Source organism: Nocardia sp. MH4 (assembly GCF_019266065.1).
GTDB classification, from domain to species: domain Bacteria; phylum Actinomycetota; class Actinomycetes; order Mycobacteriales; family Mycobacteriaceae; genus Nocardia; species Nocardia canadensis.
The window spans coordinates 12764-38388 of the sequence record NZ_LPNR01000125.1; the positions used below are offsets into that span (position 1 = coordinate 12764).

Genomic DNA, 25625 nt, shown 5'->3' on the forward strand with positions numbered 1-25625 from the left:
CATGATCAACTGTGCCAGCCGTGAGGCCGGACCGACATCGCGATTCGGTCCCGATTCCACCGCGACCAGGCGTGTCGGCTCAGCGACTGCGCGTACCGAGGTTCTGGGAAATCCGCAGAAGGTACCCGTCCGGGTCCTGCACGGCGAACTGGCGCACGCCCACGACGTCGGTTGCCCGCGCGTACCAGCGGTCCTCCAGCGGGAGGAACAGTTCCCGCCCGGTCGCGGTGATCACCGCATGGAGCTCGGCGACATCGTCCACGTCGATGGTGAAGTTGATGCCGCGACCGTACGGATATTCGAGCGGCGCGTGCGGGTAGAGCGGCTCGTGGTCCGTCGGCTGTTCGAGCATGAGGTCGATACCGTCGCGTTCGAGATAGGCGAACCGTTCCGCGGGGCGCTCGTAGCGGATCCGGAACCCGAGTAGACCGTAGAACTCGAGGCTGGCCCGGAGGTCGGCACAGATGAGCTCGGGGATCAGGCGCACCACGTCGTCGCCCGTCGACTCAGCCCGCGGCGCGCAGGTCGAGGATGCGGGAGAGGGCGTGTTCCACGGCGTAGGTGGCGTCGGCGGCGCCACCCTTGACGTCGGCGTTGAGGGTGGCGACCACCTGGAGGGCGGTGCCGATGGTGGCCGGGGTCCAGCCACGGGCCTGGGCCTGCGCCTTCTTGACCTTCCACGGGGGCATGCCGAGCTGCTGGGCGAGTTTGAACGGGTCGCCTCGGCCCGCGGAGCCGACGCGGGCGATGGTGTGCACGGAATCGGCGAGGGCGTCGGCCAGCAGCACGTGCGGGACACCGCGGTCGGTGGCCCAGCGCAGGGCCTCCATCGCCGCCGGGCGGTCGCCCGCGACGGCGAGCTCCGCGACATCGAACCCGGTCACCTCGGCGCGGCCGGAGTAGTAGCGGCGGACCGCGTTCACATCGACCTTGCCGCCGGTGTCGGCGACCAGCTGTGAGCAGGCCGCGGCCAGCTCACGCAGCTCCGAGCCGACGGACTCGATCAGCACCTGGACCACGTCCGGCGCCACCCGCACCCCGAGAGCGCGAAACTCCGCGCGCACGAACTCCGCCCGCTCGCCGGCCTTGGTGAGCTTGGCGCACTCGTGCACCACCGCGCCCTGCTTCTGCAGCGCGGGCACCAGTGCTTTGGCGCGGCCGCCGCCCGAATGCAGCACCATCAGCACCACGCCCGCCGGCGGGTCGGCCGCCGCGTCGGTGATCACCGCCACCGCGTCCTTGCCCGCCTCCGCGGCCGACTCGAGCACGATCACCCGGTCCTCGGCGAACAGCGACGGACTCAACAGCTCGGCCAGTTCGGCGGTACTCGCGTCACCGGCGCGCAGCCGATCCACCGGCACCGAGTCCGGATCGGGCGCCTCGGCCCGCACCTGGCCGGTCACCTGCGCCACGGCGCGTTCGACCAGCAGTTCCTCGTCACCGAGAACCAGATGTACCGCGGCAGGGCGTTCGCTCACCAGGCGATCCTACGTTCGGGCACCGACAGCGAGCCGGTCGCGGTCGTTCGAGGTGGTCGGCCGCCGCGCGGGGTCTCCCGGCCGCCCGCTGCCGGCGGTTCACGGAGGGGCTGGAGTCCGCCGACGGGATGTCGTTGTGCGCGGTTCGACGGCGGTGCCCGACACGATCACGTCGCCGTCGTGATCGGTCCGGGCGATCGTGACGCCGAGGGTGTCCAACGCGGTGATGATCGTGGGGTGCGGGTGGCCGAACGAGTTGTCCGTCCCGGCGCTGATCAAGGCCAGGCGCGGGTGGACCGCGCGCAGGAACTCCGGTGTGGTGGTGCGGGACCCATGATGTGGGACCTTGAGAATGTCGGCGCGGATGTCGCTGTCACGCGACACCCGAGATTGCGCGGTCGCTTCGATATCGCCGGTGAACAGAATCGTGCCCACGGCGGTGCGCGCCCGCAACACCAGCGACCGATCGTTGGCTTCGTCCAGGTCCAGCGACGACGCTTCCCGCCCCGGCGCGAGCACCGTCAATTCGACTGCCCCGAACGTCAGTACCTGCCCCGCGCGCAATTCCATCAGCGGGATCCCGGCGGCCTCGGCGAGCTCGACGACTCGCTCGATCCCCTCGGTCGCGACGGTTGGACCAGATGAATTCCGCTGCGCCACAACATCCTGGCGAGAGGCGGACGGTAGCCCGGCCGAGTGTCCGCCGTTCGGGTGGCGCTGGTTGGTGCTCTCGGCGCCGACAGAGTGCTCGGCCCCGGCAGACTGCTCGGCGCCAGCGGGATGCCCACCGCTCGTGGAGGGCGCGCCGCTCGTGGAGGGCCCGACGGCGACAGGATGCCCGACGGCAGCGGGATGCCCGCTGGTGTCAGAGTGCCCAGTGCCGGTGGAGGGGGTGCCGCCGATGGTGTGACCGCTGGTGGAGTGCGGGCCGCCGGTGGAAAGAAGTTCACCGGGTGCGGTGGCTATGGCGGCGGTGGTGCGGCCGCGGAGTGCGCCGGCCAGGCCGTCGATGTGGTCGGCGTGTGGGTGGGTGAGGATCAGGAGGGGGATGTGGGTGATGCGCAGGCGGTCGAGGCAGCGGCGGATCGGGCGGGGGTCCGGGCCGGTATCGATCACGATCGCGGCGTTGGGGGCGACGGAGAGGGCGAGGCCATCGCCCTGGCCTACATCGCACATCGCCAGTGCCCAGCCGGTCGGCGGCCATCCCGGCTGCCATAGGCGCACTGGGACAAGCACTATCGCGACGCCCAAGGCGGCGACGGCGAGCAATCGGCGAGCCTTCGACCATCGCAGAGCTGCCACGAGGACGACGACGATCGCCGCTGTGACCAGTCCCCCGGTCACGCCGGACGGCACCGAGATCGTGGCACCGGGCACGGCGGCGGTCCGGTCGGCTACCGCCAGCAGCCACCACAGCGGTGGGCGCGCGCACCACAGCACCCACACCGCCGCTTCACCCCAGAGGCAGGCGACGGCCGCACCCACCGCACCGATCACGGTGATCACCCCGACCACCGGCGCGACAAGCGCGTTCGCCACGATCGCGACCACGCTCACCCGTCCCGACAGTGCGACCATCAGCGGGAGGGTGACGACGAACGCCCCTGCCGACACCGCGACGATCTCGGCGGGTACGCGCCACCACCCGTGCGCCCGCAACCAATCCGCCCAGCTCGGCGCGAGCAGGATCAGGCCGGCGGTCGCGAGCACCGACAACGCGAACCCCGCGCTCACCGCCAACTGCGGTGCCACAACGAGCAGTCCGATCACCGCGGCACCCAGCGCGGGCAGCGCTTGTTTGCGGCGGCCGGTGAGCAACGCGAGTACCGTCACCGACCCCATGCCCGCGGCCCGCAGCACACTGGGGTCGGGCCGCGCGAGAACGACGAACACCACCACCGTCACCGCGGCGGCAGCGGCACTCGTTCGCGGACCCGCGGTCAGCAATCTCGCCAACCCGAGCAGCGCGGCGAGCAGGATAGTGAAGTTCGCTCCACTGATGGTTTTTTAGGGGTACTCCTCACTCCAACCGAAGGCCGTCGCCATGACCGTTCCTGTCCAGCATGTCCTGACCACGAGCAAGAGTCGTCCCCGTCAGATGCACATTCTCGCCCGCGCCCTCACTGATCGGTACGAGGTGCCGTTCGAAGCGACCTACGAGGCGGCGCGGGGGTGGACGATGTCGTGGTGCAACGGCCCCACCGAGGACGAAGTCCGCGGCGTTCTGTCCCGCCTGTCGGCCGGCCTCGCCGCCATCACGTCGCTTCGGCTGTTCCGGAGCCACACCGACCTGGCTGAGGCCGTGTCGGTGCTGATGTGGATCGATGCCGACCCGACCCACCTGTCCGATCTGTCGAGCTACTGGAGCACCCGGGAAGCATTCGGGTCGACCCGGTACCCGGAGCGGGCGCCAGAGGCGTGGACTCGTCGGGCACAGGAGCTGCTCGGCTTGGGGTACTTCCACACTGCTGGCCTGGCGTGGCTGCGGTCGCGCACCTGGGTCCAGGCTCTGGCCGAGCTGGACGGATAGGACCGTGCTGCCGTGCGCGCAACTGCTCCAGGCCGACGCGCACGGCGGCCATTCGGAGTTGCACCCGCCCAGTCATCCGGATCGATCCCAGCCTCACGCAGCGCATCCCGATCGATGTCGTCCATGCACCATTGGACGCAGCACCCCGACGATCGGTTCCGCCGATACACTCCAGACGTGTCGGACACTGACGACCCGATCTCCGCAGCCGACGCGGAGGTGATTGCGGCGGTTGTGGATCACATCGACCCGGACTCCCCACTCATCGACGAGCAGCTCTACTACATCCTCGAGGCCGAGCTCGACGCGCCGCCGACTATGGACGAGATCCAGGCCGTGCTGGCAATCCTGCGGATGCCGCACCTGCGCTACCAGCCGGGAGAGTCATCGGCCGCGGTGCTCGGCCGGATGCGAGCCATGCTCGGACGCGCCTAGAATTCGCACATGAGTTCGATCGTCTGGCACCTCGGCGACGGGAGGCCGGTCGACCCCGGTCGCCTCTACCAGGTGCGTGGCGGGGCCTGGGCTGAGCCGATGCCGATCGCATGTCCGGCTGGCCACCAGCTCGGCCCGGGCGAGGCTCTCGTCGGCACCGTGCCATGCCTCGCAGCAGAGGGCCACCACCGCACGTACTGCTGCCGTCGCTGCGGAGTCACGATCTACTGGCCGCCGGTCAATGCTCGCTGCGACCACTGGGGCGACGCTCGTGCAGTACCCGAACAATAAGCTTGCGAGCCTCGTCACCGAACGCAGCGTTCTCGACCAGGCCCGCGAATACCCGCTCGTACAGTTCTATCTCGCGCGGCTGGTTCACGTTCAGCTCGGCGGTGATGGTCTCGATCTGGACCAGGCGCTGGTCGAAGATGACGAAGCCGTTCGTCACGGGACCGTGGTAGGGAGTCTTCGCCGGCACGATGCCGAGAACGACACGAGGAAGAGACATCATCGTCAGCAGCCGGTCGAGCTGCCCGAGCATTACTCCGTCATCGCCGACGGTCGTCTGCAAGGCCTGCTCGGCGAGGATGAAGGTGAACCGGCCAGCGCCGCGGTACAGGACTCTCTGCCGCTCGATCCGCGCAGCCACGCCCTCCTGGAGATCGTCCGGGATTCCGTAGAACTCGATGATCTTCGACAGCAGGCCCTCGGCGTACTCGGGAGTCTGAAGTAGACCAGGGACCACAGATGCCTCGTACCAGCGCATCGTGCGGGTCTCGCCCTCCAGCTTCAGCGACATCCGCTGACGGCGGCGAGTCCCGCCGCCGAGCACGCGCTTCCACTCCATGTAGGCGGCTTCGAGATGGCGCAGCGTCGCGATCAGATCGCTGAGCTGCTCGGGGTGGCCGGTGTGTGAGCACCAGTCCTCGATGTCGGCTTCGGACGGCGTCTGCTTGCCGTTCTCGATCCTCGATACCTTGGATTCGTGCCAGTCGGCGAGTTGAGAGAGGCGCCGAGCCGTGAGTTTGGCGTCGCGGCGAAGCTCCCGGAGTCGGAGTCCGAGAGCTTCGCGCGCTTGGGTGACCGATTGGGTCACCGGTGAGACAGGTAGTCGGCGTGCGGAATCGCGATCGGCCAGACACTGTCGCGGACAGCGACGCACATGTCAACGACCTTGTGATCGTCGGTGACCGCGGTCCCTACCCACCGGCCGGCCGCATCGACCGCAGTAAATCCGACCCGTTCGCTGTCGAACAGCCACCAGTCCTCTGCCGTCAGCAGGTCCGGACTGATCTCGTGGCGAGGCAAGTACCGGATGTCCTCCCCTGCCGCAATGTTCACCCGGGACACCTCCAGCGACCACCGGATGTAGTCGCTGTGGGGCACTGTCACCACACGGGCGCGCTCGACCTTGCAGCCGCGGGCGACCACTGACCTCACCAGGTCGGACCAGCCGTCCATCCAGGCATAGTCGTCGACCTCACCGGCGAGGAACTTTGCGAAGTGCTCGTCCTCGTCGTCGACGAGGTAGGAGTCCTGCACCTCCAGATGGAAGGCGCTGCGCTGCACCGAGCTCAGTAGGTCGGCGAACTCGTCAGGCCTGACCAGCTGCACCGTAGAACGTCCTCTCCTTCTTCGGAACTTCGATCCCGGCTTCATGGCCGGGCAGGTTCATAGTCGCCAACGCTTCCGCGTCGCGCACCGGCGCCCCGCTGATGAGGAACGTACCGCGACCCGTATCGGTCATCGCTGCGCCGACGAAGGTATCCGGCTCGGCGAAACCCAGCAGCAGGTGCGGGATCTCGACGGTGTCGGGCCTATCGGTGCGCCAACCCTGCACCACGTAGGTGTCTTGGTCGGTTGCGTAGAGAGTCGGGCAGCCGCCCTGCTGAGAACCGCCGTTGCCCAGGAACTTTAGCCGCATGGTCATCCACCTTGTCCAGTTGTGTGCGCGAACTTGCGCGGTACAGATCCATGGTGACTGAGCAGCGAGTCCTTTGCTCACGATTCGGATCGGTTGGTGCAAGTTGCTGCAAGTTTGTGGTGCCGCCGCAGCTTCGCTTCGTAGCGTTTCAGCACCACGCTCCGACCACTCCGAGGTGTCCGATGGCAACGCACGATCCGATCAACCCCACCGAAGCCCGTGTGCTAGCGGTCCTCGCGCCGGGCGGAACGCTCACCGCCAGGGAGCTTGCCCGCGATACCAACCTGGCCCAACGCGAAGCCGTCGAGGCAGCTGCTCGAATGAGCCTGCTGGGGCTCGTCGATTGCCGGCCGACGAACGACGGCGACCTCTGGGAGATGTCGCGGCGCGGCCGAGGCTGGGCAGCGACCTCGATCGGCCGCGCCACCATGGAAGTCCCAGGATTCAAGGTCGGCCAGTGAGGCCGCCCGCGATCGGGTACCTCCGGACTGACGTATCCGGGGCGCGCCGCGTGTGGCACGAGATCCAGATCCGCACCATCACAGAGCGACTCGGCTACCGACTATCCAAGACGATCGTGTTCGGCGAGTTCACCGCGGATCCAGTAGTCAAGCTGATCGCCGCAGTCGCGAAGGCCGAGGCAGACGCAGTCGTCATGCCGTCGGCTGCGCACGTCGGCGGCGACATTCCCGAGGAGTTAGTGGCGGTAGCCGACGTGATCACGGTGTCGCCAGAGGAGACGTTCGCTCGCCGTCTCGCCAATATCTTCGACCCGCCCGCCCTGCCTGGAGAGGGAGATCGTCATGGACACAGCCATCCTCGTGATCGTGTGCCTGCTGCTGGTGGGCGTGACCTGGCTGATATTCGACGCGATCTTTCGCCGCTGACCTACCCGTCCGAGCTCGACCGATGGAGTGAGAGGAGGTGACATGAACTCGATCGAGACCCCCGGCAACAACGGCGCGTGCCATGCCGGTGACATCGATGCCCTTCCCCGGAAGATTCTGGTCGACGGTGCCGACAGCTACCGCAAGCCGACCCAGATGGACGAGCGGAACGGCTGAGCACGGATACGCGAAAAGGCGCCCCGTCTGGACTTGAAAGATCCAGGCGGGGCGCTCTTTGTTTCAGCTGCGGTACCGATGGGTAGGCGGCAGGATGGTCGGCGGCGGCCGGACTAGGCCGGCCTGATCCGAGGGGAATCGAATGTCTGTTCGGCAGTTCATCGCAGCTATCGGCGTGGTGCTGATCGCCGTTGCCATCACAGGCCTGCTGTGGGAGGTGAAGCTTCCCGATCCCGACCTTGCCGGTGAGGTGACCTGCAGCAACTCGATTACTGCCGAGCCGTGGGACGGATCGTCCAAGCTCGGCGGGCGGCAGGCCGAGAAGCTGGCCATCAAATGCGCCGACGCGGCATTCCCTCGGCGGGTGATCTTCTGGCCACTCGCCGGAGTCGGCGTGATCGCTCTCGCCGGATCGCTGCTGATTCGACGTGAGGCACGCGGCCCGCGCGCGGCTGCGCCGTCTACGTAATCGTGAGATTGCAGGTGGCACCCGAGGTGATCGTGCCGGACGCCGAACTGCCGTCCATCTGGACGCCGATCGCCGTGACGCCGGTCAGATTGACGCCGGTCGCCGACGCCGTGCACGTACCCGAGGTGGCGCCGGACCCTACGTTGGCGCCGGTGACAAGCACATTGCCCGACTGATCGACCAGCCTGATTCTGTGCGTCGTGCCGAAGACCGCGCCAGTGTACGGAACGGAAGCGGACAGGCTCGCGTTCGTCTTGAAACCTTGCACGACCAGCCGGTGTGACCCGTCCACCGAGCTGCCCGGGTACGTGCCGGTGGTCGGCGTCCAGTTCGTGACGGTGCCCCACCCGGTCATGGCGGCCTGCGTGCCATTCTTCGTCATACCGGACGGCTGGAATCCAGCAGTGACCGAAGCTGACAGCGCGCCGGAGCCGGTGAAGTCCGCGGCCACCGAGAAGGTCTGCAGCGACGCGGTGAACGCACCGGAGCCGGTGAACGCCGCGGTGACGGCGTAGCGGTAGGTCGTAGCTGCGGAAAGCGTGCCCGCGCCGGTGAGGGCTGCAGCTACAGGGATGCCACCGAGAGCCGCCGCCGAGAGCGCGCCGGAACCAGTGAAGTCCGCGGCCACCGGGACGGCGACGACCGCGGCGAGCTGGCCGCTGCCGGTGAAGGGTGCGTCCGTGGTGCCGACGGGAATCACCACGGCGCCCAGGGCGCCGCTGCCGGCGAATGGTGCGCCCAGCACGCGGCCGGGGTAGGCGAGCGCGGAGAACGCGCCGGTACCGCCGAACCGCGCGGGGATCGAGCCGGGGAGCTCGACCGTGCCTTCGCCGCCGAACGCCGCAGTGACGGCGACCTTGATCCGGATCATTGCCGTGAGCGTGCCGCGCCCCGAGAACTCCGGGTACAGGCCAGGCTTCGCGATGACCTCGGCCGCGGCCAAGCTGCCGCCAGTGAAGTTGGCGACCACGCCGTCCGGGATCACCACGCCGTCAGGCACGCCGGGGATTTCCTCGACGCTGGGCAGCGGCGCGTCGAGCAGCCAGATCGTGACCGGCTCGTCGGCGTACTCGACGCTGGGCAGCGGCGCGTCTTCGCGCATCAGCTCTGCGTGTAGCTCGGGGTGACGAGGATCTGGCCCTGGCTGCCCAAGGTCGTGGAGGTGATCGCGACCTTGTCGATGAAGGTGCCGCCCGACACCGCGGTCCACATACCGGCGTAGGTGTAGGTGCCAGCCGGGACATCGATCACGACCTGGCTGCCGGTGAGCACGCCGCCCGACCCGGACGTCCAGGTCGACTGCTTGCGGGCATAGGCCGGGCTACCGCCCGACGCCTCGGCCGTGCCGGTGGTGCCGGGATCGCCGGTGTGCAGGGACACCCAGACGGTGCCCGCGCCGCCCTGGGTCTTGTAGGTGTCGGCGAGTGCCTGCCGCGTGGCGGCGACTGCGATAGCCATGGTCTCCTCCTGAAACGACGAAACCCCCAGCCGAATGGCTTGGGGGTTGGGGAAATTCGGGGTGAAGCGGTGAGCGCTACTGCTGGCGGACGACCTGGCCGTGAGCCCACATATAGGGCAGCGCGGGCGCGGTCGGGTAGGTCAGATACATCCGGTAGCGCGAGTTCTCCGGGATCGTGTCCGTGGTGGCGGGGACGATCGCCCAGGCGATCAGGCCGGTGCTGATCGAGGTCGCGTCCCATGTATCGAGCAGGGTCGTGTACGTGGAGTCCCACAGCTCGACCCGCGCCTCCACACCGACCGGGAACGGGGTGGTGCGCGGCTTGATGTGGTGTACGAATCCGGCGGCGGCGGAGAGGATGATCGCCCGATGCCGTGGCCGGTGGCCCGCGTCCTCGCTCACGACTCGTCCTGGACGCGCACGGTGTAGCCACCGAGGAACTGCAGCGCCAGGAAATGGCAACCGTCGATGTACTCAGGGCTGTCGGGGTCGCCGGGCAGGACGAAGCTGCCGGGCAGCCTCATCACCGAAGGGCCGTCGACCGCACCCGAATCGGGCAGCGCGCGGACGGTGACGGTCTCGGGGAACTGGTGGGCAAAGCCCTCCTGGACGTAGATAGTGACGAACTCGGCCGGGCGACCGCCGATCACGGCGGGTGGGTCGAGCTGCCAGCAGCGGGCAGATCCGGGAAACCCGCCGACGTCGGCGAGATGCAGTGTGGCCGTGGCCATGTGGTCCTCCTAGTCGGTGATGTACTCGATGACGGTGACCGCGCCGCCAGCTCCGGCCGCCGACGCTCCACCGCCGCCCGCCGGGAATCCGCCAGTGTTGCCAGCGTTTCCGCCGCCGCCGGACTGGCAGGCCTGCCAGAAGACCGGGCTGGTGCCGCCCGCAGGGACCAGGCCGGACCCGCCGCCGGTCGATCCGGAGCCCGCTCCCCCGCCCCCGGCGGCCAGCAGCCGCACGACGCCGGAGGTCACGGACTCGCCGGGCTGGCCCGACGCACCGCCGTTGCCGCCCCGCATCCCGGACACGAGACCGCCAGCGCCGCCGGAGCTCCCGCCCGCGCCGCCTGGCGCGGCGAGCAGATCCCCGAACGCCGAGCTACCCCCGGGCCCGCCGGAGCTTCCGCCCGCGCCGACGATGATCGCGACCGAGTCGGGGACTTGCGCCGAGGCGAATCGCTTCTGGGTGGCGACGGCCGCGCCGCCCCCGCCGCCGGTGGATGCCGAGCCCGCGCCGCCTGCCGCGCGCAGGATCACGTCCAGGCCCACGAGGTGAGCGGGTTTCGTCCAGGTCGCGTTCGACGTGTAGACGGTGAGGACCGCGTACACGTCAGCTCATCCGCTCGATGACGAACAGCTGGCCGCGCGCGCCGTTGCCACCGTTGCCGCGGGCGCTGATGTCGCCCCCGCCGCCGCCACCACCGCCTGCGGGGATGGCGCCACCGGCTCCGCTGGATCCGCCACTCGAGCTGCCGCCGCCGCCACCGCCGCCGGTCGCGACGACGTCGGAGGGCGGCTGCCCGGGGTTACCAGGGGTACCGCCAGGCGAGATGCCACCGATGCCACCAGCAGCGGGCACGCCACCGGCGAAGCCCATGCCGCCGCCACCACCGCCGCCACCACCGTTGAGCGAGAAGCCCGAGATCGAGTTGCCGCCAGCGAAGGGCGAGTTCTCGCCCGCGCCGGAACCGCCTGCGCCGCCGCCAGCGCCGCCGACGATCATGCCCGCGCCGCCTCCGCCGCCGCCGACGTTGGCACCGGCGGTGTAGACGGACAGGCCGCCGACGCCGCCACCGGCCGTGAGGTAGGAACCGAAGCTGGTGTTGCCGCCGCCGGTCCCGGCCTGCGCGTCGCCCGTACCGCCCGCCCCGCCCGCGCCGATCACGATCGAGATCGGGTCGAAGTGGCCGCCGGTCATCGGCAGCAGGCTGGCCGGGATGGTGGTGTGCACCTCGCCGCCGCCACCGCCGCCGCTACCGACTCGCCGGTTGCCCGCGATGATGTCCCAGCGCCCCGCTGCCCCACCGGCACCGGCGCCGAGCATGATGACCTCGATCGAGACGATGCCGTCGCTGGGCGTATAGGTGTTGTTGCTGGTGAACACGATCGCGTTGCCCTGCAGGATGAGCTGATTGAACGCGGCCTGCAGCTCGGTGATGCTCTGCGAGTGGTCGTTGATCGTGGGCAGCTGGCTGACGAAGTCGTCGTTCACTGTGCCGAAGATCGCGTCGATGATCGACCCGAATCCGCCGAGCACCGCGCCGAGCGCGCCCGCGATCAGCGACAGGATCATCCCGACGAGCATCCCGCCGAGGCCGGGCCAGTTGGATCCCTGCATCGCCTCGCCCGCGATCTTGTCCGTGACCGCGCTCTGCGTGAGGCCGCCCATTCCGGGAATGGACCCGTTCGCCGACAGTCCCCAGTTGCCCGGCTGCGCGCCGCCCGAGTAGCCCGGGAAAGTCACAGCTCATCCTTGAGAAGCTCCGGCAGCTCCGGCGGTGACGGCGGCTCGACACCCCGCTGGTGCGCGATGTCGCGCTGGTCCGACCAACGCCAGTACTTCCGGATGTACTTCAGCGCCGCACGACCCAGCGCCTCGGCGGCAGAGAGCTCCTCTTCGAGCTTCTCGATCCGGCCTTGTAGCTCGCTGACCTTCCTGCCCTGAAAGCCGGTCCAGGCGGCCAGGACCGCGGCGATGATGCCACCGAAGGCAGCGATCTGCTCCGGGCTCACCGGCCGCCCCGTAGACCGTCCTCAATCGAGATCGAGGTGGAGGCCGGCCGGACCGCGCTGCGGATGAGCAGGCCAGCGATGATCGGCGAGGCGATGCCGTACAGCACCGTCGCGGATTCGATCCATGACGTGTCGACATTCTTGCCGATGACGAAGGCAACGACGCCGGTCACGGTTACAAGGAAAGACCGGAACAACGCGGGCTCGGGTACACGGGAGATGCTCATCGCGCACCGCCGGTCCGGAGCTGCTTGGCGACGGCGTCGCGGAGCGTGAGCTCCTCGCCCTTGTCGTTGCGGCCGAGCGAGGACTCCTCGCCCCACACGGGCAGCTTCGGGCCGAGCTGCTCTCGGATGTACTTCACGTTGTCGAAGAGCTCACGCTGCTCTTCCGGGCTGAGTGCGGCCAAGGTGTCCTCCTCAGGTAGCAGCACCGCGCCGAGTGCGCGGGCGTGGTTCCAGCGGTTGATGCGGTCGTCGAGGCCGTTGTCGCCGCCGTTCACCGCGCGGCTCGCGCCGACGATGTCGGCCGCGTCGGCGTAGCGGTTCATGGGTCGGGCGACGGTCCAGTACCAGGTCACGCCAGCGAAGGCGTACCGGTCGGTGCCGAGCTCAGCGGGGTTGTCGACGAAGTACGTCGGCGTCGGCACCAGCCCCTCGGCGTGCGCCCAGGCCGACACCGCGCCGTAGTTGTGCCGACCGGTGATCTGGATCGGGCCGCGGCCCTTGAAGCGGCGGCCGTCGCCGGGCTCGGTGTTGCCGAGGTCGGCGCGCCACTCGTAGTCGGAGCCGTCGCGCAGCTCTTCCATGTAGCACAGGCCGACCGACTCGTGCCCGACCTGCGCCATCCACATCGCGGCGCGATCGACGGTCGTGCAGCGCGCCGCGCGCAGCGCCTCGGAGACGGCGGGCAGCAGCTCGCGGTACCGCTCGAGCGGCAGCGCCGCACCCATCGCATCCGACAGCACCTCGGCGGTGAGTCCGGGCGGGGGCGGAGGGGGCGGGCCGATCGGCGCGGACGCGTAGCCCTTCGGCGGGATGAGCGTGCCGAGCTGGGCGAAGCTGAGCCAGTACCCGTACGGTCGGAAGCCGGAGTCCGCGATCCAGACTGTGCGCTCGCCGCCCTCGTCCGAGTAGCCCATCACCGCGATGTAGTGGTAGACGGTCCCGCCGGAGTACGACGGTGAGATCGAGCCGCGGACGCCGCGCGGGTAGTTGTCCACCGGCGCCACGATGTTCGCGATGACGCCGTGGTCGGCCTCGATGCTGGAGACGATGTCTCGCCAGAGCTGCTCGATCTGCTCGGGCGCGGCCGGGTCCATCTCGAGGTAGCGCGCCTCGTACACGTCGCGGCCCAGGTGCGCGTTCAGCACCGGCACGATCAAGCCGACGTAATCGGTTCCGTTCCAGGTGGTTCCGATTTCGCGGGCGAGCTGGGACTCCTCGACGACGATGCCGAGGGACTGCAGGACGGTCTGCGCGGACGCAGGTCCGCACCACCAGCCGGTCTCCTGAGTGACCCAGCGCCGGTCGTAGGGCAGTACCTTCTCAGCCATTCTTGCCACCTCCGTGCTGGGCCTGGATGTGCGCGAGGATGTCGCCGATGGCCGCGGCCTGTGACGCCATCGCGTCGCGCTTCTCGGGGTCGGTCATGTCGGCGATCTGCTGCGCGAGACCGGGATTGAGCCGCTGGAGGGTGGCCTCCATGTCGGCGGTGCGTCCGGCGCGCTTGGCCTCGTGCTTGTCGTACTCCTCGCGCGAGACCCACTGCACCGGCGCGAGCCAGCCCAGCGGCGCGCGCTCCTGGTCGACGACCGGGAACAGCGTTTGCCTGCTCGGGTCGTAGACCAGGCCGAGCGCGGTGAGGAACTCGCTCCAGCTCGGCACGACCTTCGGCGGGATCGGGACCGGCTGGCCGCCGCTCTGGTGCGAGGGCATCGAGCTCAGTGCCCAGGCGAGAGCCTGTTTGGGGTCGGACATATCGAGGTGCTCGAATCCGGGCGGCGCCGGTGGGTACTCCATGAATCCCTCTTCCGTGCTCATGAGACGAGGTGGACGCCGATGTTGGAGATGGTGGTCAGCGCCTTGGACAGCAGCCGCGAGCTGCGCTCGGCCTGCGACATGGCGGCCTTCGCCTGGCCGACGGTGACCTTGATGTCGAGCGCCTTGCCCGCCTCCCAGTCCCACGAGGGATCGATCTCCTCGACCTGGTCGACCCAGATCGCGTCGGAGACGTAGCCGTCGACGGAGCCCATCCGGTCGCCGATTCCGAAGTGCACGCCGGGCAGGTGAGGCCCGCCGAAGCCCATCGAGAATTGGTGCGCGCTCTCCGACTTCGTGGCGAGGAACCCAGCACGGAGAGCGGCGATCGCAGACAGCGACCAGGCGTTGTTCTCGGCGCCCTGGTGGAAAACCTCGTAGAGATGGACCCATCCGAGGTTGTGGCCGCGAGACAGGTTCTCCCACTGGAGCCAGGCGAAAATTGTGCCGATCAGGAATGGCATCGCAATATCGGCGGCGATCGCACCGAGACCGGAGAATCCGGCGAGCAGGAAATACCCGATCAGCGCGGCCGTGGATTCGATCGCCAGCCGGGCGAGACTATCGGCCAAGGGATTATCGCCGCCGACGATCACGCCGACGGCTGTCGCTGGCGCCCATGTCAATTGCGATGATTGGATCGATGTCCATTCCGAGTCTCTCACCACCACCCAGGGGTGGCCGGGCACGGTGCCGAGGAAGCCGGGCCGGTAGTACTCCTCGGGGTGGACGGTCTGGTCGTCGGTGACGAGGATCTGCGTGTCCTCGACGAATCCGGACAGGAAGGACTGCACGGTCCGGGCGAATCCACCGGCGACGCCGCCGCCGGTGCCGGTGCCGTCGGGGCCCCAGTACCCGCTCTTGTCCTGGACCTCCAGGATGAGCGCACCGTTGGCGACCTCGGGCACGCCCGGCACGTCGGAGACCTCGCCGTCGACGGTGAGGCATCGGCGATAGGTCATCACCAGCTGCGCATCGTCGAGCGCATCGGCGATCACCTCGTCGAGCCGATTCATGCGCGTGGCGAGAATCGTCCACAACGAGCTGTCATCCAGATCGAACGGCTTGCACTTGATCAGGACTTGCCAGTCGGACCAGTCGACGAGGTCGTCGTAACTGTCCATCGCGAATGGATCGTCCGGCATCGTATATAGATTGCCGTTCAAACGAATTAGATTTATCAGGATCAAAATGGAAATTGCCCATTTCGCCGGGGCGAAAATGGGCAGTACGCGCGGAAATTGGAAGAGCCATATCGGTAGTACCGGATTCGGTGGGCCGAGCATGAATTGCAGGAACTGTAGGTCGTCGATGAATGTCGCTTCGAGGTAGCGGACTCCGCGCCCGTCGCGCACGACCTTCCAATTCTTCAGCAGCCCGGACCATCGCAGTTTCCCGCCCATGAAATCGACGGTGATCACGACATTCTTTTTCGCCTCGGGGTCGTTCGGGATCGAGACGAGCCACTTCGCGAGGTAGTGATCGGTGCGCAGCTTCAGCGTGCCCGCGGTGCCGAACGCGTTCTTCTTGAACGGGAAGCGGCCCGCGATGTTGTCGCGCGCGGTCCCGCGCAGCACCAGCCCGGCCGCGCCGTCCGGCTTGTTCGCCCACAGCCGGACCAGCGGATCAGCCCGCTTCATCGCGCGATGGACCTCGCGGGTCTGATCACACTGCGCGCGCAGTCGCGGGATATCGGCGAGCGTGGTCGTCACAGCGTCACCCCCAGTGGTCGGCTGTAGCGGCGCGGGATCGTGAGCGTCACGGCCGCACCAGGATTCGCGCCGGTGACGGTCACCGGCACCGAGGTCGACTTGGTATGCGGGGCGATCGGGTACAACATCCCGTTGCCCCCGGCCCGCGCCCAGACCGGCGCACCGTTCGCGGCGACGTAGGGCTCCTCGTCCGGATCGACCCACACGTCGCAGTCCTCGCCGGGCAGCAGCACCGGCACGGGCACCTTCCGGATCACATCCGCGAGCAGCGGGCGCTGATAGGCGAGCTCCTGGCCCCACGAGTAGTCAGGCAGGATCCAGGCGCCCGGCGCGGTGACGAACCACCTCGGCCAGACCACGACGTCGCCCAAGTTCTCGACGTCGAAGTTGACTCCGCCAGAGGTTCCGGACTCCAGCTCCCACTCGAGCTCGATGTCAGGGCCGTACCAGAATTGCTGGCTAGCGGCAGCATTGATGAGCAGCGTCGAGGCCGAGTACAGGTGCGGGTCGCGGCCGCTCTCCCACGGTCCGTTTTCCCAGGGCACCGGATCGGACAGCAGTCGCAGATCCAGGCGGCGAACGTCCGCGCCGGTCTGGTTGTACATCGCGAACTCGTTGTCGTACATGCCAAGCGCCATGCGGAACCGGCTGTCGATGTCGCGCCAGTGCGACGGGTTCTCGCCGACGATGTTCACGGCGAAGGTCGGGTCGCGGCGCTCGAATTGGCGGCCCTGGTAATGCATCCGGGCCGCGCCCTGGACCCAGAAAGTCTTCGCGGGCGCATCGATCAGCCGCTTCGGGCCGGGGCGCAGCTCCACACCCTGGAGTCCGGCGTCCGGGCCGGACAGGTCCCAGCGGGACCCGTCCACCCCGATCATCCAGATGATCATCTGGTCGGTCATGTGAACGCCGCCAGCGGTCCCATGGACTGCATCTCGACGTGCCGATCCTGCTGCCGGAACAGCTCTTCGGGATTCATCACGTAGTTGTCTCCGTGGTAGTTGACCGACCGGTCGTAGGTCGCCGACCGCGTGCTGTTCGACGACGCCGCCGCGGCGCCGAAGCCGGTGGGCAGGCTGGGCACCTGGCCCGCGTTGATCGCCTCCAGCAGCGGCGCGTACTGCTGCGCCTGGTCGGCAGCGACGACGAATTCCTTCGGCATCAGCCGCGCGTCGACGCTGTCGCGGCCAGGGATTCCGCCGGTGACCCATCCGCCGGCGGCGTAGCCGCGGCCCTGCCCCCACACCCCGGCAGGCGAGCCGTAGCGCGCCTGCGTGTACAGCACCGCGGCCGCGATGTTCGCGCCCGGATTCCAGATGTCGTTCGGGTACAGGCTCGATCGGTAGGTCGCGAACGTCGGGTCGATGACCTGCATGAGGCCCTTCGACGGCGTGCCCTTCGCGGCGTTGGAGTCGCTGTTGTTCTGCGCGTTCGGATTGCCGCCGGACTCGGTCCGCATCTGCGCCAGGCCGAGGTCCAGCCACACCGAGGCGGGCTTGGCCAGCGCGTCGAGCACTCCGGAGAAGGTCGAGCGCCACTGCTCGACGCCGCCGTCGGCGCTGTAGGTGACATCCGATCCGGACGAGCTGCTCGACGACGAGCTCGACGAGCTGCTGCTCGTGCCGTCCTCGACCGCGACCTCCTTCGGCGTGTAGCTGTAATCGCCGGTCGGCGTCGAGCTGGACGAGCTCGAGCTGCTGCCGCTGTAGTAGTCGACCGCGGTGTTGATCGCCTTGTTGTAGGTGTTGCTGCTGGACAGGATCGAGTTCTCCAGGCCGAAGAACGACAGGATCCCGGTGGCGATGATCTCGCCCGCCTTCGCGCCGACGCTCTGCGCCGAATAGCTCTCGATGCCGGTGCTCGACGAGCTGCTGCTGCTCGACTTGTTCTGGGACTCCAGCGCGTTCTGCGCCCGCTGGTAGGCGCGGTCCGCCTTCAGCTTGTCGGCGTCGGTGCTGGCCGGGTCCGCATAGACCTGGTTGCGCTTCGCGTTCGCCTGGTCGACAGCGTCTTCGGCGTCCGCTCGGTCCAGATCGTCCGCCGACGCCCGGCCCGGCAGCGCGGCCTGCGGCGCGACGGCGGTGGCAGAAGCGGTGCCGTTCTTCTTGTTCTCCAGCTGCTGCGCCTTGTACCGCGCCTCCTCGACGCGCAGCCGCGCCTGCCGCTTGTCGGCGTCCGAGGCCGTCGCGCTCGCCTCGACCTTGGCCGCCTTCTCCTCGGCCTGCTCGACCGCGGTCTGCGCCTGCTGTAGATCGATCTCGTTCTTCTCGGTCCACTCGACCGCGCCGCCCTTGGCCATCGGCTTGACCAGCCCGGCCTGTAGCGCGGCGCGGAATCGGTACACACCGCCCTGGCCGCCGAGTTTGTCGACGTCGGAGGTCGTGAGCATGTGTTCGCCGGGCATGGCGAGCAGCGGGACAGAGTCTCTGCCTGCGATTCCGCCGATGATCGGGCCGCCGAGTGCCTTCGGTTCGCCGGTGTAGTTCAGATCCTTGCTGTTGGCGATGACCGAGCTCGGGATCGACTGCGTGTTCGGCACGTAGTTGACCGAGACCGTCATCGACGACGGCTTGGTCAGCTGGACGATCTGGGCGCGCGCGGCCGCGTCGTCGAGGGTGACTTTCACCGTGCCGTCGGGCATGCGCTGGACGGTGTAGCCCAGGTCCTCGAGCTTGCGCTTTTCCTCGTCGGTGGTCGACCGCAGCACCACGGTTTTCGAGTCGGGTACGCCGATGACCGCCAGGCCGAGCTCGCGGAATTTGCTGGCCCCGTCCTCGGTGAGCCCGAAGGTGCCGTTCAGTGCCTCGTACAACCGGCGTTGCGCCTCACCAGCTTTCGCAGTGTCGGAGTCGAGCCCGTTCATCTCGCCGCCGAGGGTGGCGGCGGATTCGCCGACGTCGCCGAGGGCTGCCTTGAGCTCGGCGAGATCCTGCAGCGACCCGCCCATGCCGTTGTTGTGCGAGGCCCAAGCCTGCTCGAAGGCTTTCACCGCTTCGGGTACGCCCTGGACGGCCTGGGCCACCTGCTCCTGCGACAGCCCCAGGCCTGCGCCGGTCTGCTGGAACTGGCTCGCGGCGCCGTTGGGCGACTTCGGGATCTGCTCGAGGATGATCTGCGTCAGGCGAGCGTTGATCTCGGCCTTCGCCTGATCATTCAGTCCGAGGCCGGCATCCACGTACTGCTGTGGGTTCACGCCGAGGGTCTGCGCGCGCTCCAGGAAGCCGCGGTTCTCCAGGTCCTTCGCCGCGGTAAGCCGCGTCTCGGCGGTGACTGCGCCGGTCTGGTCGTCGAGCGTCTCGCGCAGCTCCTCGAGCTTGCGCTTTTGCTCGGCTGCTGCTGCGGCGGCTTCCTGGTGCTTCTGTGCCAGCAGGCCGAGGCCGATCGTCGCGCCGACCAGGGCGAGGCCGAACACACCGCCGGAGCCGAGCATTGCGCCGAGGCCGGCCAGCCCCTTGCCCATCGTGGATGTCGCCGTCGATGCGGCCATGCCCGCCTGGAAGGTCGATAGGGCGCCCGTCGCGCCGACGATCGAGCCGCGCAGCAGTGTGAAGATGGGGCCGATCGTCTTGAAGGCCAGGTAGGAGATGATGAGGGTCTTGAGGATGCCGTCGTGCGAGGCGAGCAGGCTCGACGCCGCCGTCAAGAAGGGCAACAGGATCCCGCTCCAGGCCTGCGCTGCTTCGTACGCAGTGCCCATGAGCGAGCCGACCGAGGAAAGGATCGGCTTCCACCGCTCAAGCTGGTCTGCGCCCTCCTGGAAGAAGGTTCGCAGCTCCGCCTGGCCCTCGGAGGATTTCAGCCAGGTAGACATCCGCTCGGTGAGCCGGTCGACGGTGGTCAGGAAGGTCTCGCCCTCGCCTCGCCTCGCCCGGAAGACGCTCGACAGCGACGACCCGAGGTTGCCGATGATCGAGATCAGCTGACCCGCGGAGGTGATACCGCGGTCCATCCAGCCCCACAGCTGACCCGAGTTGCTCGACTTCGTGATGAACGCGTCGAACTTGGTGGCGGCCCCTGTGAGTGCGCCGGTGAGGCGCGGCAGGAAGCTGGTGCCGGTCGTGGCGAGCGTGCGGATCGAGCTGATGACAGGCACCACAGCGCCGTTCAGCTGCTCCGCCGCCGCGGCGCTGTCGCCGAAGATCGTCGCAGTTGCCGCCACCGACTTGTCGCTGGACAGCTCGCCGATGGCGGTCTTGCCGATGGCGTTGGATTGTGCGGCGAGGCCGGTCATGCCGGTCTCGACCGCAGGCAGCTGCGACTTCAACAGCGTGTTCATCGGCTCCGCCAGGCCGACGAGAGTGGTGTCCTGGACCTTGTCCTTGATCTGGTCCCACTGGGGGCCGAAGCCCTTGAGATCGTCGACGAGCTTCTTGCCCTCGACCGACAGTTCGGCGTAGGCCTTGGCCGCCTTCTTCGGCGAGTCCGAGAAAGCGTTCTTCATGTTGTCGAGGCCGATCGACAACGTTGTCGCGCCTGCCGCCGCGCCCGCGAAAATGCCTGGCAGCAGGGCGATGTTCGCGCCGAGGGTTTGCACGTCGGCGCCGATCGACGCGATCACCGAGGCGGCGGCGGGCAGGGCCGCGATGCCGAGGGCTCCGGCGTTCAGGATCCCGGCGCCGAGCAGGCCGCGGCCGCCGCCCGCGCTCCCCCGACCCAGCGTCGACTGCAGCGCGGCCAGCTGCGCGGCGGCCGCGGTGGTGTCGGCGTCGACGTCTATCGTGTGGGTCTCGTGCGCGGCACGCAGCGCCTCGATCTGGAGGCCGGCCGTCGTGGTGTTGGCGTCGACGTCCATCGTCATCCGCGAGTACGCGGTGCGCAGCGCTTCGAGGGTGGCGGTCGCCGAGGCGGCGTCAGCGTCGACGTCGATCGTGATGCTGAAGCCGGCGAAGTGGTCCCGGATCTTCTGCGCGGCCGCGACGAGGCTCGGGTCGGAGATCTCGACACCGACATCGACGGCCGCGTTGATCCCCGCGAGCTCCGTCTCCAGGTCGGTCGCGAAGCCCGATGTGTCCGGCTCGATCTCGACGCCCAGTTTGGCGCTGATCTTCGACAGCTCGGTTTCGAGCGCCTGCGAGAATCCCGCCGTGTCGGGGACGATCTCGACGCCGAACTTCTGTTCGATCTTCTCCAGGTCCTCGCGCAGCGCGACGACGAATCCCCGGAAGTCGGGCTTGATCTTCACCGACGCTTCGCCGGCGGAGTACGTGGCCACGATCAATCACCCCTTTCCGGGATCAGCTGGTGTTCCAGGCGGGTCATGCGCGCACGGCGCCTGTCCTCGCGCATCTCGATGTGTGGGTAGACGGGGCGCGCGGCGCGCGGTGCTCCGGCCGGATCGGCCTTAGCCAGCAGCCAGACCGCTTGCGTGACGCGGTCTTCGAGTGCGGCGAGCCGCGATTCGATCAGGCCGAAGCCTTCGATCGGCAGATCGGCGGACTCGTCATCGGGCTCGGCGGCGAGGGCCTCGACGACGTCGGGGTCTTGCAGGACGGCCGACCCGTAGGCGGTGCCTGGCCGGGCGCGGATTCGATCGGCGAACTCGAACAAGGTCATCCAGTCGCGCTCACCGCGCAGCCAGTCGTCCAGGTCCAGATGAAGGATCGTCTGCACGTCCCAGCGCAGCGCGGCCCCGTAGCCTCCTATGAGGTCGACGAGGCCGGAGTACCCCCCGGCACATCACCGGCGCCTGCACCGAGGAAGTGATCGCGGATGCGGAGCTGGAGGCCGACGAGGAGGCGCTCGGCGTCGGGCTGGTCATTGAAGGCGGCCAGCACGAGGGCCAGGCGCTCGGCGCCCAGGAGGTTGTACAGGAATCCGACGACGTCGCCGTTGCGGTCGGTGATGTCGAGGGTCACCTTGTCGGCGAGCGACGTCGGCCACTGGACAATCAGCGGGGGCTCGAATCCCGGGATCTCGAACGGAGCGGTGACCGGCGCGTTGCCGATGACGCGCCCTCCGGCGCGGGTGCGCAGCTCGTCGAAGGCTGTGATCTTCTCCTCGACGGTCTTTCTCGCCGGGGACTTGCGGACCGGTGCCTTGCGCTGGGTGGTCATAATATTTCTCCTGGCCTCTGGTGGCTCTGGTGAGGTGCTGCCCCGCGCCGCACCAGAAACGGCGCGGGGCAGCGATCGAGGTCGCCGATCAGGCGACGGTGATGGCGGCGGTGTCGGTCAGCGCGCCGAGGGTGGCGGTGATCGTGGCCGCCGAGCCGACCGCCACTGCGGTGACGCGACCCGAGCCCGAGACCGTCGCGCGGCCTGCGTTGGAAGTGCCGTAGGTGCACTCCGCGGTGCGGTCGAAGCCGTTGTCGTCGATGACCAGCAGCTGCGCCTGCTCGCCGACCGCCAGGGTCGCCGCGGCGGGCGTGATGTTGATCGAGGTCGCGGCCGCAGCGAATCCGGCGTCCTGGGCGATCGCGTCGAAACCGGCGCCCGCGATACCGAAGTCGTACATGCCGCCGAAGTCGGCATCCTCGAAGACGGTCAGGGTGGCGGGCAGGCCGAGCTCCTTGCCCTGTTCACCGGCCATCGCGCCGCGCTTGGACACCGACACCTTCGGGAACTTGAAGAACGGGTACAGCGAGCCGACGCCTTCGTCCTGGGCGATGAGCAGCGCCGAGTAATAGCGGACGGTCAACGAAGACGTCTTCGTCGCGCTGAAGCCCTTGCCCGGCGCCGCCGAGGTGGTCGACAGGTCGACGTTGTGCCACAGCTCCAAGTTCTTCTTGCGCCACTCCTGCGCGAAGTAGTCGACCGTGAAGCCCTCGGCGGTGGTCATCGTGCGCCGCGGCGAAGACGATCCGTAGCCGTCGATCGGCGAGGTCTGGGTATCCGGCGCCAGCTGGACACCGGCCGCCTTCTGGATCTCGCCGGAGGTGAACCAACCGGCGCTGAGCGTCTGCAGCACGCCGCTGGCGTCGGTGAGGTCGGTCGGCATGTAGGAGGCGCCGGGCGTCCAGTCGTGCAGCAGGACCAGCCAGTCCTGTGCCGACATCACCAGCGCGTCGTTCTTGTCCTTCAATGCACGAAATGTGGTGGCGGCCATGACCGCTCCTTTCTTGGGCACGCCGGATGCCCCGTCCGGTGGACGGGGTGCGGCGATGGGTGATCAGAGAGGGAGGGACTCGCGGACGGCCGCGTAGTCCGGCAGGTGTCGGTCCCGTCGGCATTCCACGCGGAAGGTCAGTGAGACCATCCGGAAATCGGGATTGAGCTCCGGGATTTGCTGCGGCCCAATGAGTTCGCCGATCGAGGTGATCGTGTTGATCTCGCCGTCCGCGCGGCGTATCTTCCCGCCGTGGTCGAAGCTGAGCAGGATCTGGCGCAGGTACTCGAGCAGTGCCCAGCTGTCGGCGCGGGTGGAGGCGATGACCGCGACCTGCATCGCGGCCGCGTCCCACAGGCCATCGGCGCCGAGACCGCCGCGGTAGACGCGCACCACCGGGATGCCGTCGTCGACCATGCTGGCGTAGTTGTCGGGTAGCCAGGTGCACGCCAGGCCGGCCGGGGTGCACAGGTCCAGGTACGCCTGGATGAGGTCGAGCATGAGCAGCTCGCGGTCGGGGTAGCCGCCCTCGTACCAGTCGGGGAACACGATGGTCATATCGAGCCCATCATGTTCAGCACCTGGTTGAGATCCTGATACGCGGCGCCGACGCCTTGGTCGCCGTCGTCGTAGCCGAATTCGTGGCTCGCGGCGTAAGGGGCGGTGACCGTCAAGGTCACCTCCCATCGGTCGTTCGCCTTGCCGCCGATGTGGGTTTCGATGCGGGTCGACCGCGCCAGGCGACCGGTCCGCTTCGCCACGATCTCTCGATAGAGAGCCTCGGCCATCTCGCCACGCTCCCGCATCAGCGCGCGCATCTCGGGAGACTTCATCAGCCCGAGCACGCCATAGTTCGCGTAGGCCGGGATGTTGTGCTCCATCAGCTCACCCCTTTCACCCTGGCCACCTTGTAGCCGGGGTTCCAGCCGGTCATCGGGTGGACGTGATCCCACTGCGGTGCGCCGACCGCTACCCATATCGACCCGTCCGCGAGGCGGACGTGGTCGGTGGCGAGGAGGTCGGCGGACCGCGGCACAGCGAGCTGACCGTGCACCGTCGAGGTGTCGCGGCGATCGTCGGTGCCCGACACCGATTCCGGCCAGAAGACCGCAGCGTCGATCGTGTGGTGCTCGACGAGGGCTTGGTCGCCGGTGCGGTCGCGGCTGCCGCGAAGCACGGTGACCGTCTGGCCGAAGGCGATCCCGATCGGGTTCACAGGCCGGGGCTCGTCATCGAGACGGCACCGGACACGTTGATGCCGAGCAGGGACAGGATCGCGTCGCGCTCGCTGCTGTAGACGAACAGCGAGCCGTCGGGGTTGCGGTAGCTGATCTGGGCCGTGAACGGGCCCATCACTTGCTGGGCCGCCGCGGCGCCGTCGCCCGCCGAGGTCAATGCTCGGCGGACCATGTTGCAGGACAGGATCTTCAAGCCCTCTTCGAGCAGCGGGTCCTCGGCCGCCAGGGCCACGAGGTCTGCGTAGGGCTTGAACCAGACCTTCAGCCACCACGCCGCATCGCCGAGCAGCACGGTGGCACGGGCCTCCTCCGCTGGGGAGAGAGGCTTCCACCGTTCGGCGAGATCAGCGGCAGTGGCGAAGGCCATGGGTCAGTCCTCCTTGCGCTGGCGCGGGCGCGACTTCGGCGCGGGCTCCACCGGTTCGGCCGCGGGCGCCTGGCCCTGCGGGAGGTTGAGCCGGTCGAACCGTTCGATGTGATCCGGATGAACGCGGACGGTCGCGCCTGACTGGGCGTAGCGGTGTTTGCCGTCTTCGCCGACGTAGGACATCAGACCGAGAACGACGGTCCGCTCGATGCCGGCCATCAGGCCGCGAGCCCCGTGACCTTGAGGATCGAGTACGGGTTGGTCACCGCGAAGACCGGGCGGATGCTGGTCTGTGTCCAGGTGGACTCGGTGGCCTCGTCGCGCCAGGTGACCGTGTTGAGCGGCTGCTCGGTGCGGAACTCGCCGACCATCCGCTCCTCGACCACGTACGCGGTGCCTGCGGTGACGACGTTCGACGCGATCATGTCGACACCGTTGTTGGTGAGCACGTCGCGCCAGCGATCGCCGTAGGTGATCTGGAAGTTCGACATCTCCTGCGGGTTGACGATCCACAGATCGAACGTGCCGCCGAGCTCGAAGGTCTCGGCCTTGAGCTGCGCCTTGGCGAAGTCCGCCGCGGGCTGGGCCGCCGGTGCGGTTGTGGTCATGGTTGCCGCGGCGGCATCGAGCCAGGACACACCCGCCATCTGGACATCGGAACCGATCGCGGTGATCGATGCTTCCAGCTCGGCGATGGCCCGCTGGTGCAGGTCCTTGGTGATGGTGTTGCCGAGCTTGCGGCCCTCGGTCTCGATGGTCGAGAGGTCGTTGCGGTCCCGGGCCTCGTCGGTGACGCGGAACTTGCCGCCGATCTTCTTGACCGTCGCGACCTTCGGCGCCGGGCGGTCGAAGGTGACCTCCGGGAACTCGGCGCCCGGTGCGACTTCCTGCACGCCGCGGGTGGCGAACAGGTCGTTCGCGGTGAGCTGCGAGTAGAGCAGCGCGCCGCCGGTGACGCCCCCACCGGTACGGAAGATCCGATCGGCGAAGTACTTCTTCAGCGCGATGTCGCTGATGTACTGGTTGATCCGGGTCGGCTCCTTCAGCATCAGGTCAACGGTGATGCTGTTGCCCGAGAGGGTGGGGGTGCCGAGCGGGTACTGCTGGCTGTATGGAGTGGCCATGGTC

The 25625-nt window shown here is 68.4% G+C and carries 35 protein-coding genes; 7 read left to right on the forward strand and 28 right to left on the reverse strand.

Features of this window, described 5'->3' with window-relative positions:
* Positions 1 to 79: 79 nt before the first annotated feature.
* The 3 genes from ATM97_RS28910 to ATM97_RS34935 form a co-directional block, all read right to left on the reverse strand.
* Entirely contained in the window at positions 80 to 490 is a 411-nt protein-coding gene (locus tag ATM97_RS28910; RefSeq protein WP_218721363.1) for a VOC family protein, read from the reverse strand.
* Between the two features lie 16 nt (positions 491 to 506).
* On the reverse strand, positions 507 to 1478 hold the full coding sequence (holA, locus tag ATM97_RS28915) for a DNA polymerase III subunit delta (protein WP_218721364.1): 972 nt from the start codon (positions 1476 to 1478) through the stop codon (positions 507 to 509).
* Positions 1479 to 1577: 99 nt separating this feature from the next.
* Positions 1578 to 3479, reverse strand: a complete 1902-nt coding sequence (locus tag ATM97_RS34935; RefSeq protein WP_308248673.1) for a ComEC/Rec2 family competence protein — start codon at positions 3477 to 3479, stop codon at positions 1578 to 1580.
* A 43-nt stretch (positions 3480 to 3522) separates the two neighbouring features.
* Between ATM97_RS34935 and ATM97_RS28925 the strand changes: the two genes are divergently transcribed.
* Together ATM97_RS28925 and ATM97_RS28930 are read left to right on the forward strand one after the other, a co-directional pair.
* Positions 3523 to 4008 (forward strand): hypothetical protein, encoded by a 486-nt coding sequence (locus tag ATM97_RS28925; RefSeq protein ID WP_218721366.1) that lies wholly within the window; start codon positions 3523 to 3525, stop codon positions 4006 to 4008.
* Positions 4009 to 4185: 177 nt separating this feature from the next.
* Entirely contained in the window at positions 4186 to 4443 is a 258-nt protein-coding gene (locus tag ATM97_RS28930) for a hypothetical protein (RefSeq protein ID WP_218721367.1), read from the forward strand.
* A 238-nt stretch (positions 4444 to 4681) separates the two neighbouring features.
* Here the strand turns inward: ATM97_RS28930 and ATM97_RS28935 are convergent, their stop codons facing one another.
* Genes ATM97_RS28935 through ATM97_RS28945 form a run of 3 tightly spaced genes read right to left on the reverse strand, consistent with a single transcriptional unit; the run spans position 4682 to position 6373 of the window.
* Entirely contained in the window at positions 4682 to 5539 is an 858-nt protein-coding gene (locus tag ATM97_RS28935) for a helix-turn-helix transcriptional regulator (RefSeq protein WP_218721368.1), read from the reverse strand.
* Positions 5536 to 6102, reverse strand: coding sequence for a DUF6879 family protein (locus ATM97_RS28940; protein ID WP_374104917.1), 567 nt, complete (start codon positions 6100 to 6102; stop codon positions 5536 to 5538). The genes ATM97_RS28935 and ATM97_RS28940 overlap by 4 nt, the downstream gene beginning before the upstream one ends.
* Positions 6038 to 6373 carry a hypothetical protein gene (locus ATM97_RS28945; RefSeq protein ID WP_255588596.1) on the reverse strand — a complete coding sequence of 112 codons (336 nt, stop codon included), beginning with the start codon at positions 6371 to 6373 and terminating at the stop codon, positions 6038 to 6040. The genes ATM97_RS28940 and ATM97_RS28945 overlap by 65 nt, the downstream gene beginning before the upstream one ends.
* 176 nt (positions 6374 to 6549) lie before the next feature.
* Between ATM97_RS28945 and ATM97_RS28950 the strand changes: the two genes are divergently transcribed.
* The 4 genes from ATM97_RS28950 to ATM97_RS28960 all read left to right on the forward strand — a co-directional run bounded on the left by ATM97_RS28950 (position 6550) and on the right by ATM97_RS28960 (position 7900).
* Positions 6550 to 6828 (forward strand): helix-turn-helix domain-containing protein, encoded by a 279-nt coding sequence (locus ATM97_RS28950; RefSeq protein ID WP_218721369.1) that lies wholly within the window; start codon positions 6550 to 6552, stop codon positions 6826 to 6828.
* A 50-nt stretch (positions 6829 to 6878) separates the two neighbouring features.
* Positions 6879 to 7295 (forward strand): hypothetical protein, encoded by a 417-nt coding sequence (locus ATM97_RS28955; protein ID WP_218721370.1) that lies wholly within the window; start codon positions 6879 to 6881, stop codon positions 7293 to 7295.
* A 1-nt stretch (position 7296) separates the two neighbouring features.
* Complete coding sequence (locus ATM97_RS34650; protein ID WP_255588597.1) at positions 7297 to 7431, forward strand: hypothetical protein; 135 nt, start codon at positions 7297 to 7299, stop codon at positions 7429 to 7431.
* Between the two features lie 142 nt (positions 7432 to 7573).
* A complete protein-coding gene (locus tag ATM97_RS28960) occupies positions 7574 to 7900 on the forward strand; it encodes a hypothetical protein (RefSeq protein WP_218721371.1) in 327 nt (108 codons plus the stop codon).
* Here the strand turns inward: ATM97_RS28960 and ATM97_RS28965 are convergent.
* From ATM97_RS28965 to ATM97_RS29020, 11 genes are all read right to left on the reverse strand, one after another.
* Entirely contained in the window at positions 7893 to 9002 is a 1110-nt protein-coding gene (locus ATM97_RS28965) for a hypothetical protein (protein ID WP_218721372.1), read from the reverse strand. The two genes, ATM97_RS28960 and ATM97_RS28965, sit on opposite strands and share 8 nt — an antisense overlap.
* A complete protein-coding gene (locus ATM97_RS28970) occupies positions 9002 to 9358 on the reverse strand; it encodes a hypothetical protein (protein ID WP_218721373.1) in 357 nt (118 codons plus the stop codon). The genes ATM97_RS28965 and ATM97_RS28970 overlap by 1 nt, the downstream gene beginning before the upstream one ends.
* 76 nt (positions 9359 to 9434) lie before the next feature.
* Positions 9435 to 9761 carry a hypothetical protein gene (locus ATM97_RS28975; RefSeq protein WP_218721374.1) on the reverse strand — a complete coding sequence of 109 codons (327 nt, stop codon included), beginning with the start codon at positions 9759 to 9761 and terminating at the stop codon, positions 9435 to 9437.
* Positions 9758 to 10090, reverse strand: a complete 333-nt coding sequence (locus ATM97_RS28980) for a hypothetical protein (RefSeq protein ID WP_218721375.1) — start codon at positions 10088 to 10090, stop codon at positions 9758 to 9760. Before ATM97_RS28980 ends, ATM97_RS28975 begins: the two co-directional genes overlap by 4 nt.
* A 9-nt stretch (positions 10091 to 10099) precedes the next feature.
* Entirely contained in the window at positions 10100 to 10693 is a 594-nt protein-coding gene (locus ATM97_RS28985; protein WP_218721376.1) for a hypothetical protein, read from the reverse strand.
* A gap of 1 nt (position 10694) precedes the next feature.
* Positions 10695 to 11828: a hypothetical protein gene (locus ATM97_RS28990; protein WP_218721377.1), complete on the reverse strand. Its 1134-nt coding sequence runs from the start codon at positions 11826 to 11828 to the stop codon at positions 10695 to 10697.
* The gene (locus tag ATM97_RS28995) at positions 11825 to 12097 is read right to left on the reverse strand and encodes a hypothetical protein (RefSeq protein ID WP_218721378.1); all 273 of its coding nucleotides are present in this window, start codon (positions 12095 to 12097) and stop codon (positions 11825 to 11827) included. Before ATM97_RS28995 ends, ATM97_RS28990 begins: the two co-directional genes overlap by 4 nt.
* On the reverse strand, positions 12094 to 12270 hold the full coding sequence (locus ATM97_RS29000; protein WP_218721379.1) for a hypothetical protein: 177 nt from the start codon (positions 12268 to 12270) through the stop codon (positions 12094 to 12096). Before ATM97_RS29000 ends, ATM97_RS28995 begins: the two co-directional genes overlap by 4 nt.
* Positions 12271 to 12320: 50 nt before the next feature.
* Positions 12321 to 13652, reverse strand: coding sequence for a C39 family peptidase (locus tag ATM97_RS34655; protein WP_255588598.1), 1332 nt, complete (start codon positions 13650 to 13652; stop codon positions 12321 to 12323).
* Positions 13645 to 14139 (reverse strand): DUF2744 domain-containing protein, encoded by a 495-nt coding sequence (locus ATM97_RS29015; protein ID WP_218721380.1) that lies wholly within the window; start codon positions 14137 to 14139, stop codon positions 13645 to 13647. Before ATM97_RS29015 ends, ATM97_RS34655 begins: the two co-directional genes overlap by 8 nt.
* The gene (locus ATM97_RS29020; protein ID WP_218721381.1) at positions 14136 to 15557 is read right to left on the reverse strand and encodes a hypothetical protein; all 1422 of its coding nucleotides are present in this window, start codon (positions 15555 to 15557) and stop codon (positions 14136 to 14138) included. Before ATM97_RS29020 ends, ATM97_RS29015 begins: the two co-directional genes overlap by 4 nt.
* Before the next feature lie 64 nt (positions 15558 to 15621).
* On the opposite strand from ATM97_RS29020, the gene ATM97_RS29025 reads away from it, so the two are divergent.
* Positions 15622 to 15801, forward strand: a complete 180-nt coding sequence (locus tag ATM97_RS29025) for a hypothetical protein (protein WP_218721382.1) — start codon at positions 15622 to 15624, stop codon at positions 15799 to 15801.
* Between the two features lie 43 nt (positions 15802 to 15844).
* Here the strand turns inward: ATM97_RS29025 and ATM97_RS29030 are convergent, their stop codons facing one another.
* The 11 genes from ATM97_RS29030 to ATM97_RS29080 form a co-directional block, all read right to left on the reverse strand.
* Positions 15845 to 16666 carry a hypothetical protein gene (locus ATM97_RS29030; protein WP_218721383.1) on the reverse strand — a complete coding sequence of 274 codons (822 nt, stop codon included), beginning with the start codon at positions 16664 to 16666 and terminating at the stop codon, positions 15845 to 15847.
* Positions 16667 to 16746: 80 nt separating this feature from the next.
* Positions 16747 to 21060: a transglycosylase SLT domain-containing protein gene (locus ATM97_RS34940; RefSeq protein ID WP_308248660.1), complete on the reverse strand. Its 4314-nt coding sequence runs from the start codon at positions 21058 to 21060 to the stop codon at positions 16747 to 16749.
* 2 nt (positions 21061 to 21062) lie between these two features.
* Positions 21063 to 21458: a hypothetical protein gene (locus ATM97_RS29040; RefSeq protein ID WP_218721384.1), complete on the reverse strand. Its 396-nt coding sequence runs from the start codon at positions 21456 to 21458 to the stop codon at positions 21063 to 21065.
* Between the two features lie 29 nt (positions 21459 to 21487).
* Positions 21488 to 21901: a hypothetical protein gene (locus ATM97_RS29045; RefSeq protein ID WP_218721385.1), complete on the reverse strand. Its 414-nt coding sequence runs from the start codon at positions 21899 to 21901 to the stop codon at positions 21488 to 21490.
* Positions 21902 to 21989: 88 nt separating this feature from the next.
* Positions 21990 to 22892, reverse strand: coding sequence for an Ig-like domain-containing protein (locus ATM97_RS29050; protein ID WP_218721386.1), 903 nt, complete (start codon positions 22890 to 22892; stop codon positions 21990 to 21992).
* A 63-nt stretch (positions 22893 to 22955) separates the two neighbouring features.
* Entirely contained in the window at positions 22956 to 23450 is a 495-nt protein-coding gene (locus ATM97_RS29055) for a hypothetical protein (protein WP_218721387.1), read from the reverse strand.
* Positions 23447 to 23773: a hypothetical protein gene (locus ATM97_RS29060; protein ID WP_218721388.1), complete on the reverse strand. Its 327-nt coding sequence runs from the start codon at positions 23771 to 23773 to the stop codon at positions 23447 to 23449. Before ATM97_RS29060 ends, ATM97_RS29055 begins: the two co-directional genes overlap by 4 nt.
* Complete coding sequence (locus ATM97_RS29065; RefSeq protein ID WP_218721389.1) at positions 23773 to 24108, reverse strand: hypothetical protein; 336 nt, start codon at positions 24106 to 24108, stop codon at positions 23773 to 23775. Before ATM97_RS29065 ends, ATM97_RS29060 begins: the two co-directional genes overlap by 1 nt.
* Positions 24105 to 24497, reverse strand: coding sequence for a Gp19/Gp15/Gp42 family protein (locus ATM97_RS29070; protein WP_218721390.1), 393 nt, complete (start codon positions 24495 to 24497; stop codon positions 24105 to 24107). Before ATM97_RS29070 ends, ATM97_RS29065 begins: the two co-directional genes overlap by 4 nt.
* A 3-nt stretch (positions 24498 to 24500) precedes the next feature.
* Complete coding sequence (locus ATM97_RS29075; protein ID WP_218721391.1) at positions 24501 to 24716, reverse strand: hypothetical protein; 216 nt, start codon at positions 24714 to 24716, stop codon at positions 24501 to 24503.
* Entirely contained in the window at positions 24716 to 25621 is a 906-nt protein-coding gene (locus ATM97_RS29080; protein ID WP_218721392.1) for a major capsid protein, read from the reverse strand. The genes ATM97_RS29075 and ATM97_RS29080 overlap by 1 nt, the downstream gene beginning before the upstream one ends.
* Between the last annotated feature and the right edge of the window lie 4 nt (positions 25622 to 25625).

Coding starts and splice junctions, on each gene's coding strand:
- ATM97_RS28925 (WP_218721366.1), top strand. CDS start 3,523: ATGACCGTTCCTGTCCAGCATGTCCTGACCACGAGCAAGAGTCGTCCC.
- ATM97_RS28940 (WP_374104917.1), bottom strand. CDS start 6,102: ATGAAGCCGGGATCGAAGTTCCGAAGAAGGAGAGGACGTTCTACGGTG.
- ATM97_RS28945 (WP_255588596.1), bottom strand. CDS start 6,373: ATGACCATGCGGCTAAAGTTCCTGGGCAACGGCGGTTCTCAGCAGGGC.
- ATM97_RS28950 (WP_218721369.1), top strand. CDS start 6,550: ATGGCAACGCACGATCCGATCAACCCCACCGAAGCCCGTGTGCTAGCG.
- ATM97_RS34650 (WP_255588597.1), top strand. CDS start 7,297: ATGAACTCGATCGAGACCCCCGGCAACAACGGCGCGTGCCATGCCGGT.
- ATM97_RS28960 (WP_218721371.1), top strand. CDS start 7,574: ATGTCTGTTCGGCAGTTCATCGCAGCTATCGGCGTGGTGCTGATCGCC.
- ATM97_RS28965 (WP_218721372.1), bottom strand. CDS start 9,002: ATGCGCGAAGACGCGCCGCTGCCCAGCGTCGAGTACGCCGACGAGCCG.
- ATM97_RS28970 (WP_218721373.1), bottom strand. CDS start 9,358: ATGGCTATCGCAGTCGCCGCCACGCGGCAGGCACTCGCCGACACCTAC.
- ATM97_RS28980 (WP_218721375.1), bottom strand. CDS start 10,090: ATGGCCACGGCCACACTGCATCTCGCCGACGTCGGCGGGTTTCCCGGA.
- ATM97_RS34655 (WP_255588598.1), bottom strand. CDS start 13,652: ATGGCTGAGAAGGTACTGCCCTACGACCGGCGCTGGGTCACTCAGGAG.
- ATM97_RS29015 (WP_218721380.1), bottom strand. CDS start 14,139: ATGAGCACGGAAGAGGGATTCATGGAGTACCCACCGGCGCCGCCCGGA.
- ATM97_RS29045 (WP_218721385.1), bottom strand. CDS start 21,901: ATGACCACCCAGCGCAAGGCACCGGTCCGCAAGTCCCCGGCGAGAAAG.
- ATM97_RS29050 (WP_218721386.1), bottom strand. CDS start 22,892: ATGGCCGCCACCACATTTCGTGCATTGAAGGACAAGAACGACGCGCTG.
- ATM97_RS29055 (WP_218721387.1), bottom strand. CDS start 23,450: ATGACCATCGTGTTCCCCGACTGGTACGAGGGCGGCTACCCCGACCGC.
- ATM97_RS29060 (WP_218721388.1), bottom strand. CDS start 23,773: ATGGAGCACAACATCCCGGCCTACGCGAACTATGGCGTGCTCGGGCTG.
- ATM97_RS29070 (WP_218721390.1), bottom strand. CDS start 24,497: ATGGCCTTCGCCACTGCCGCTGATCTCGCCGAACGGTGGAAGCCTCTC.
- ATM97_RS29075 (WP_218721391.1), bottom strand. CDS start 24,716: ATGGCCGGCATCGAGCGGACCGTCGTTCTCGGTCTGATGTCCTACGTC.
- ATM97_RS29080 (WP_218721392.1), bottom strand. CDS start 25,621: ATGGCCACTCCATACAGCCAGCAGTACCCGCTCGGCACCCCCACCCTC.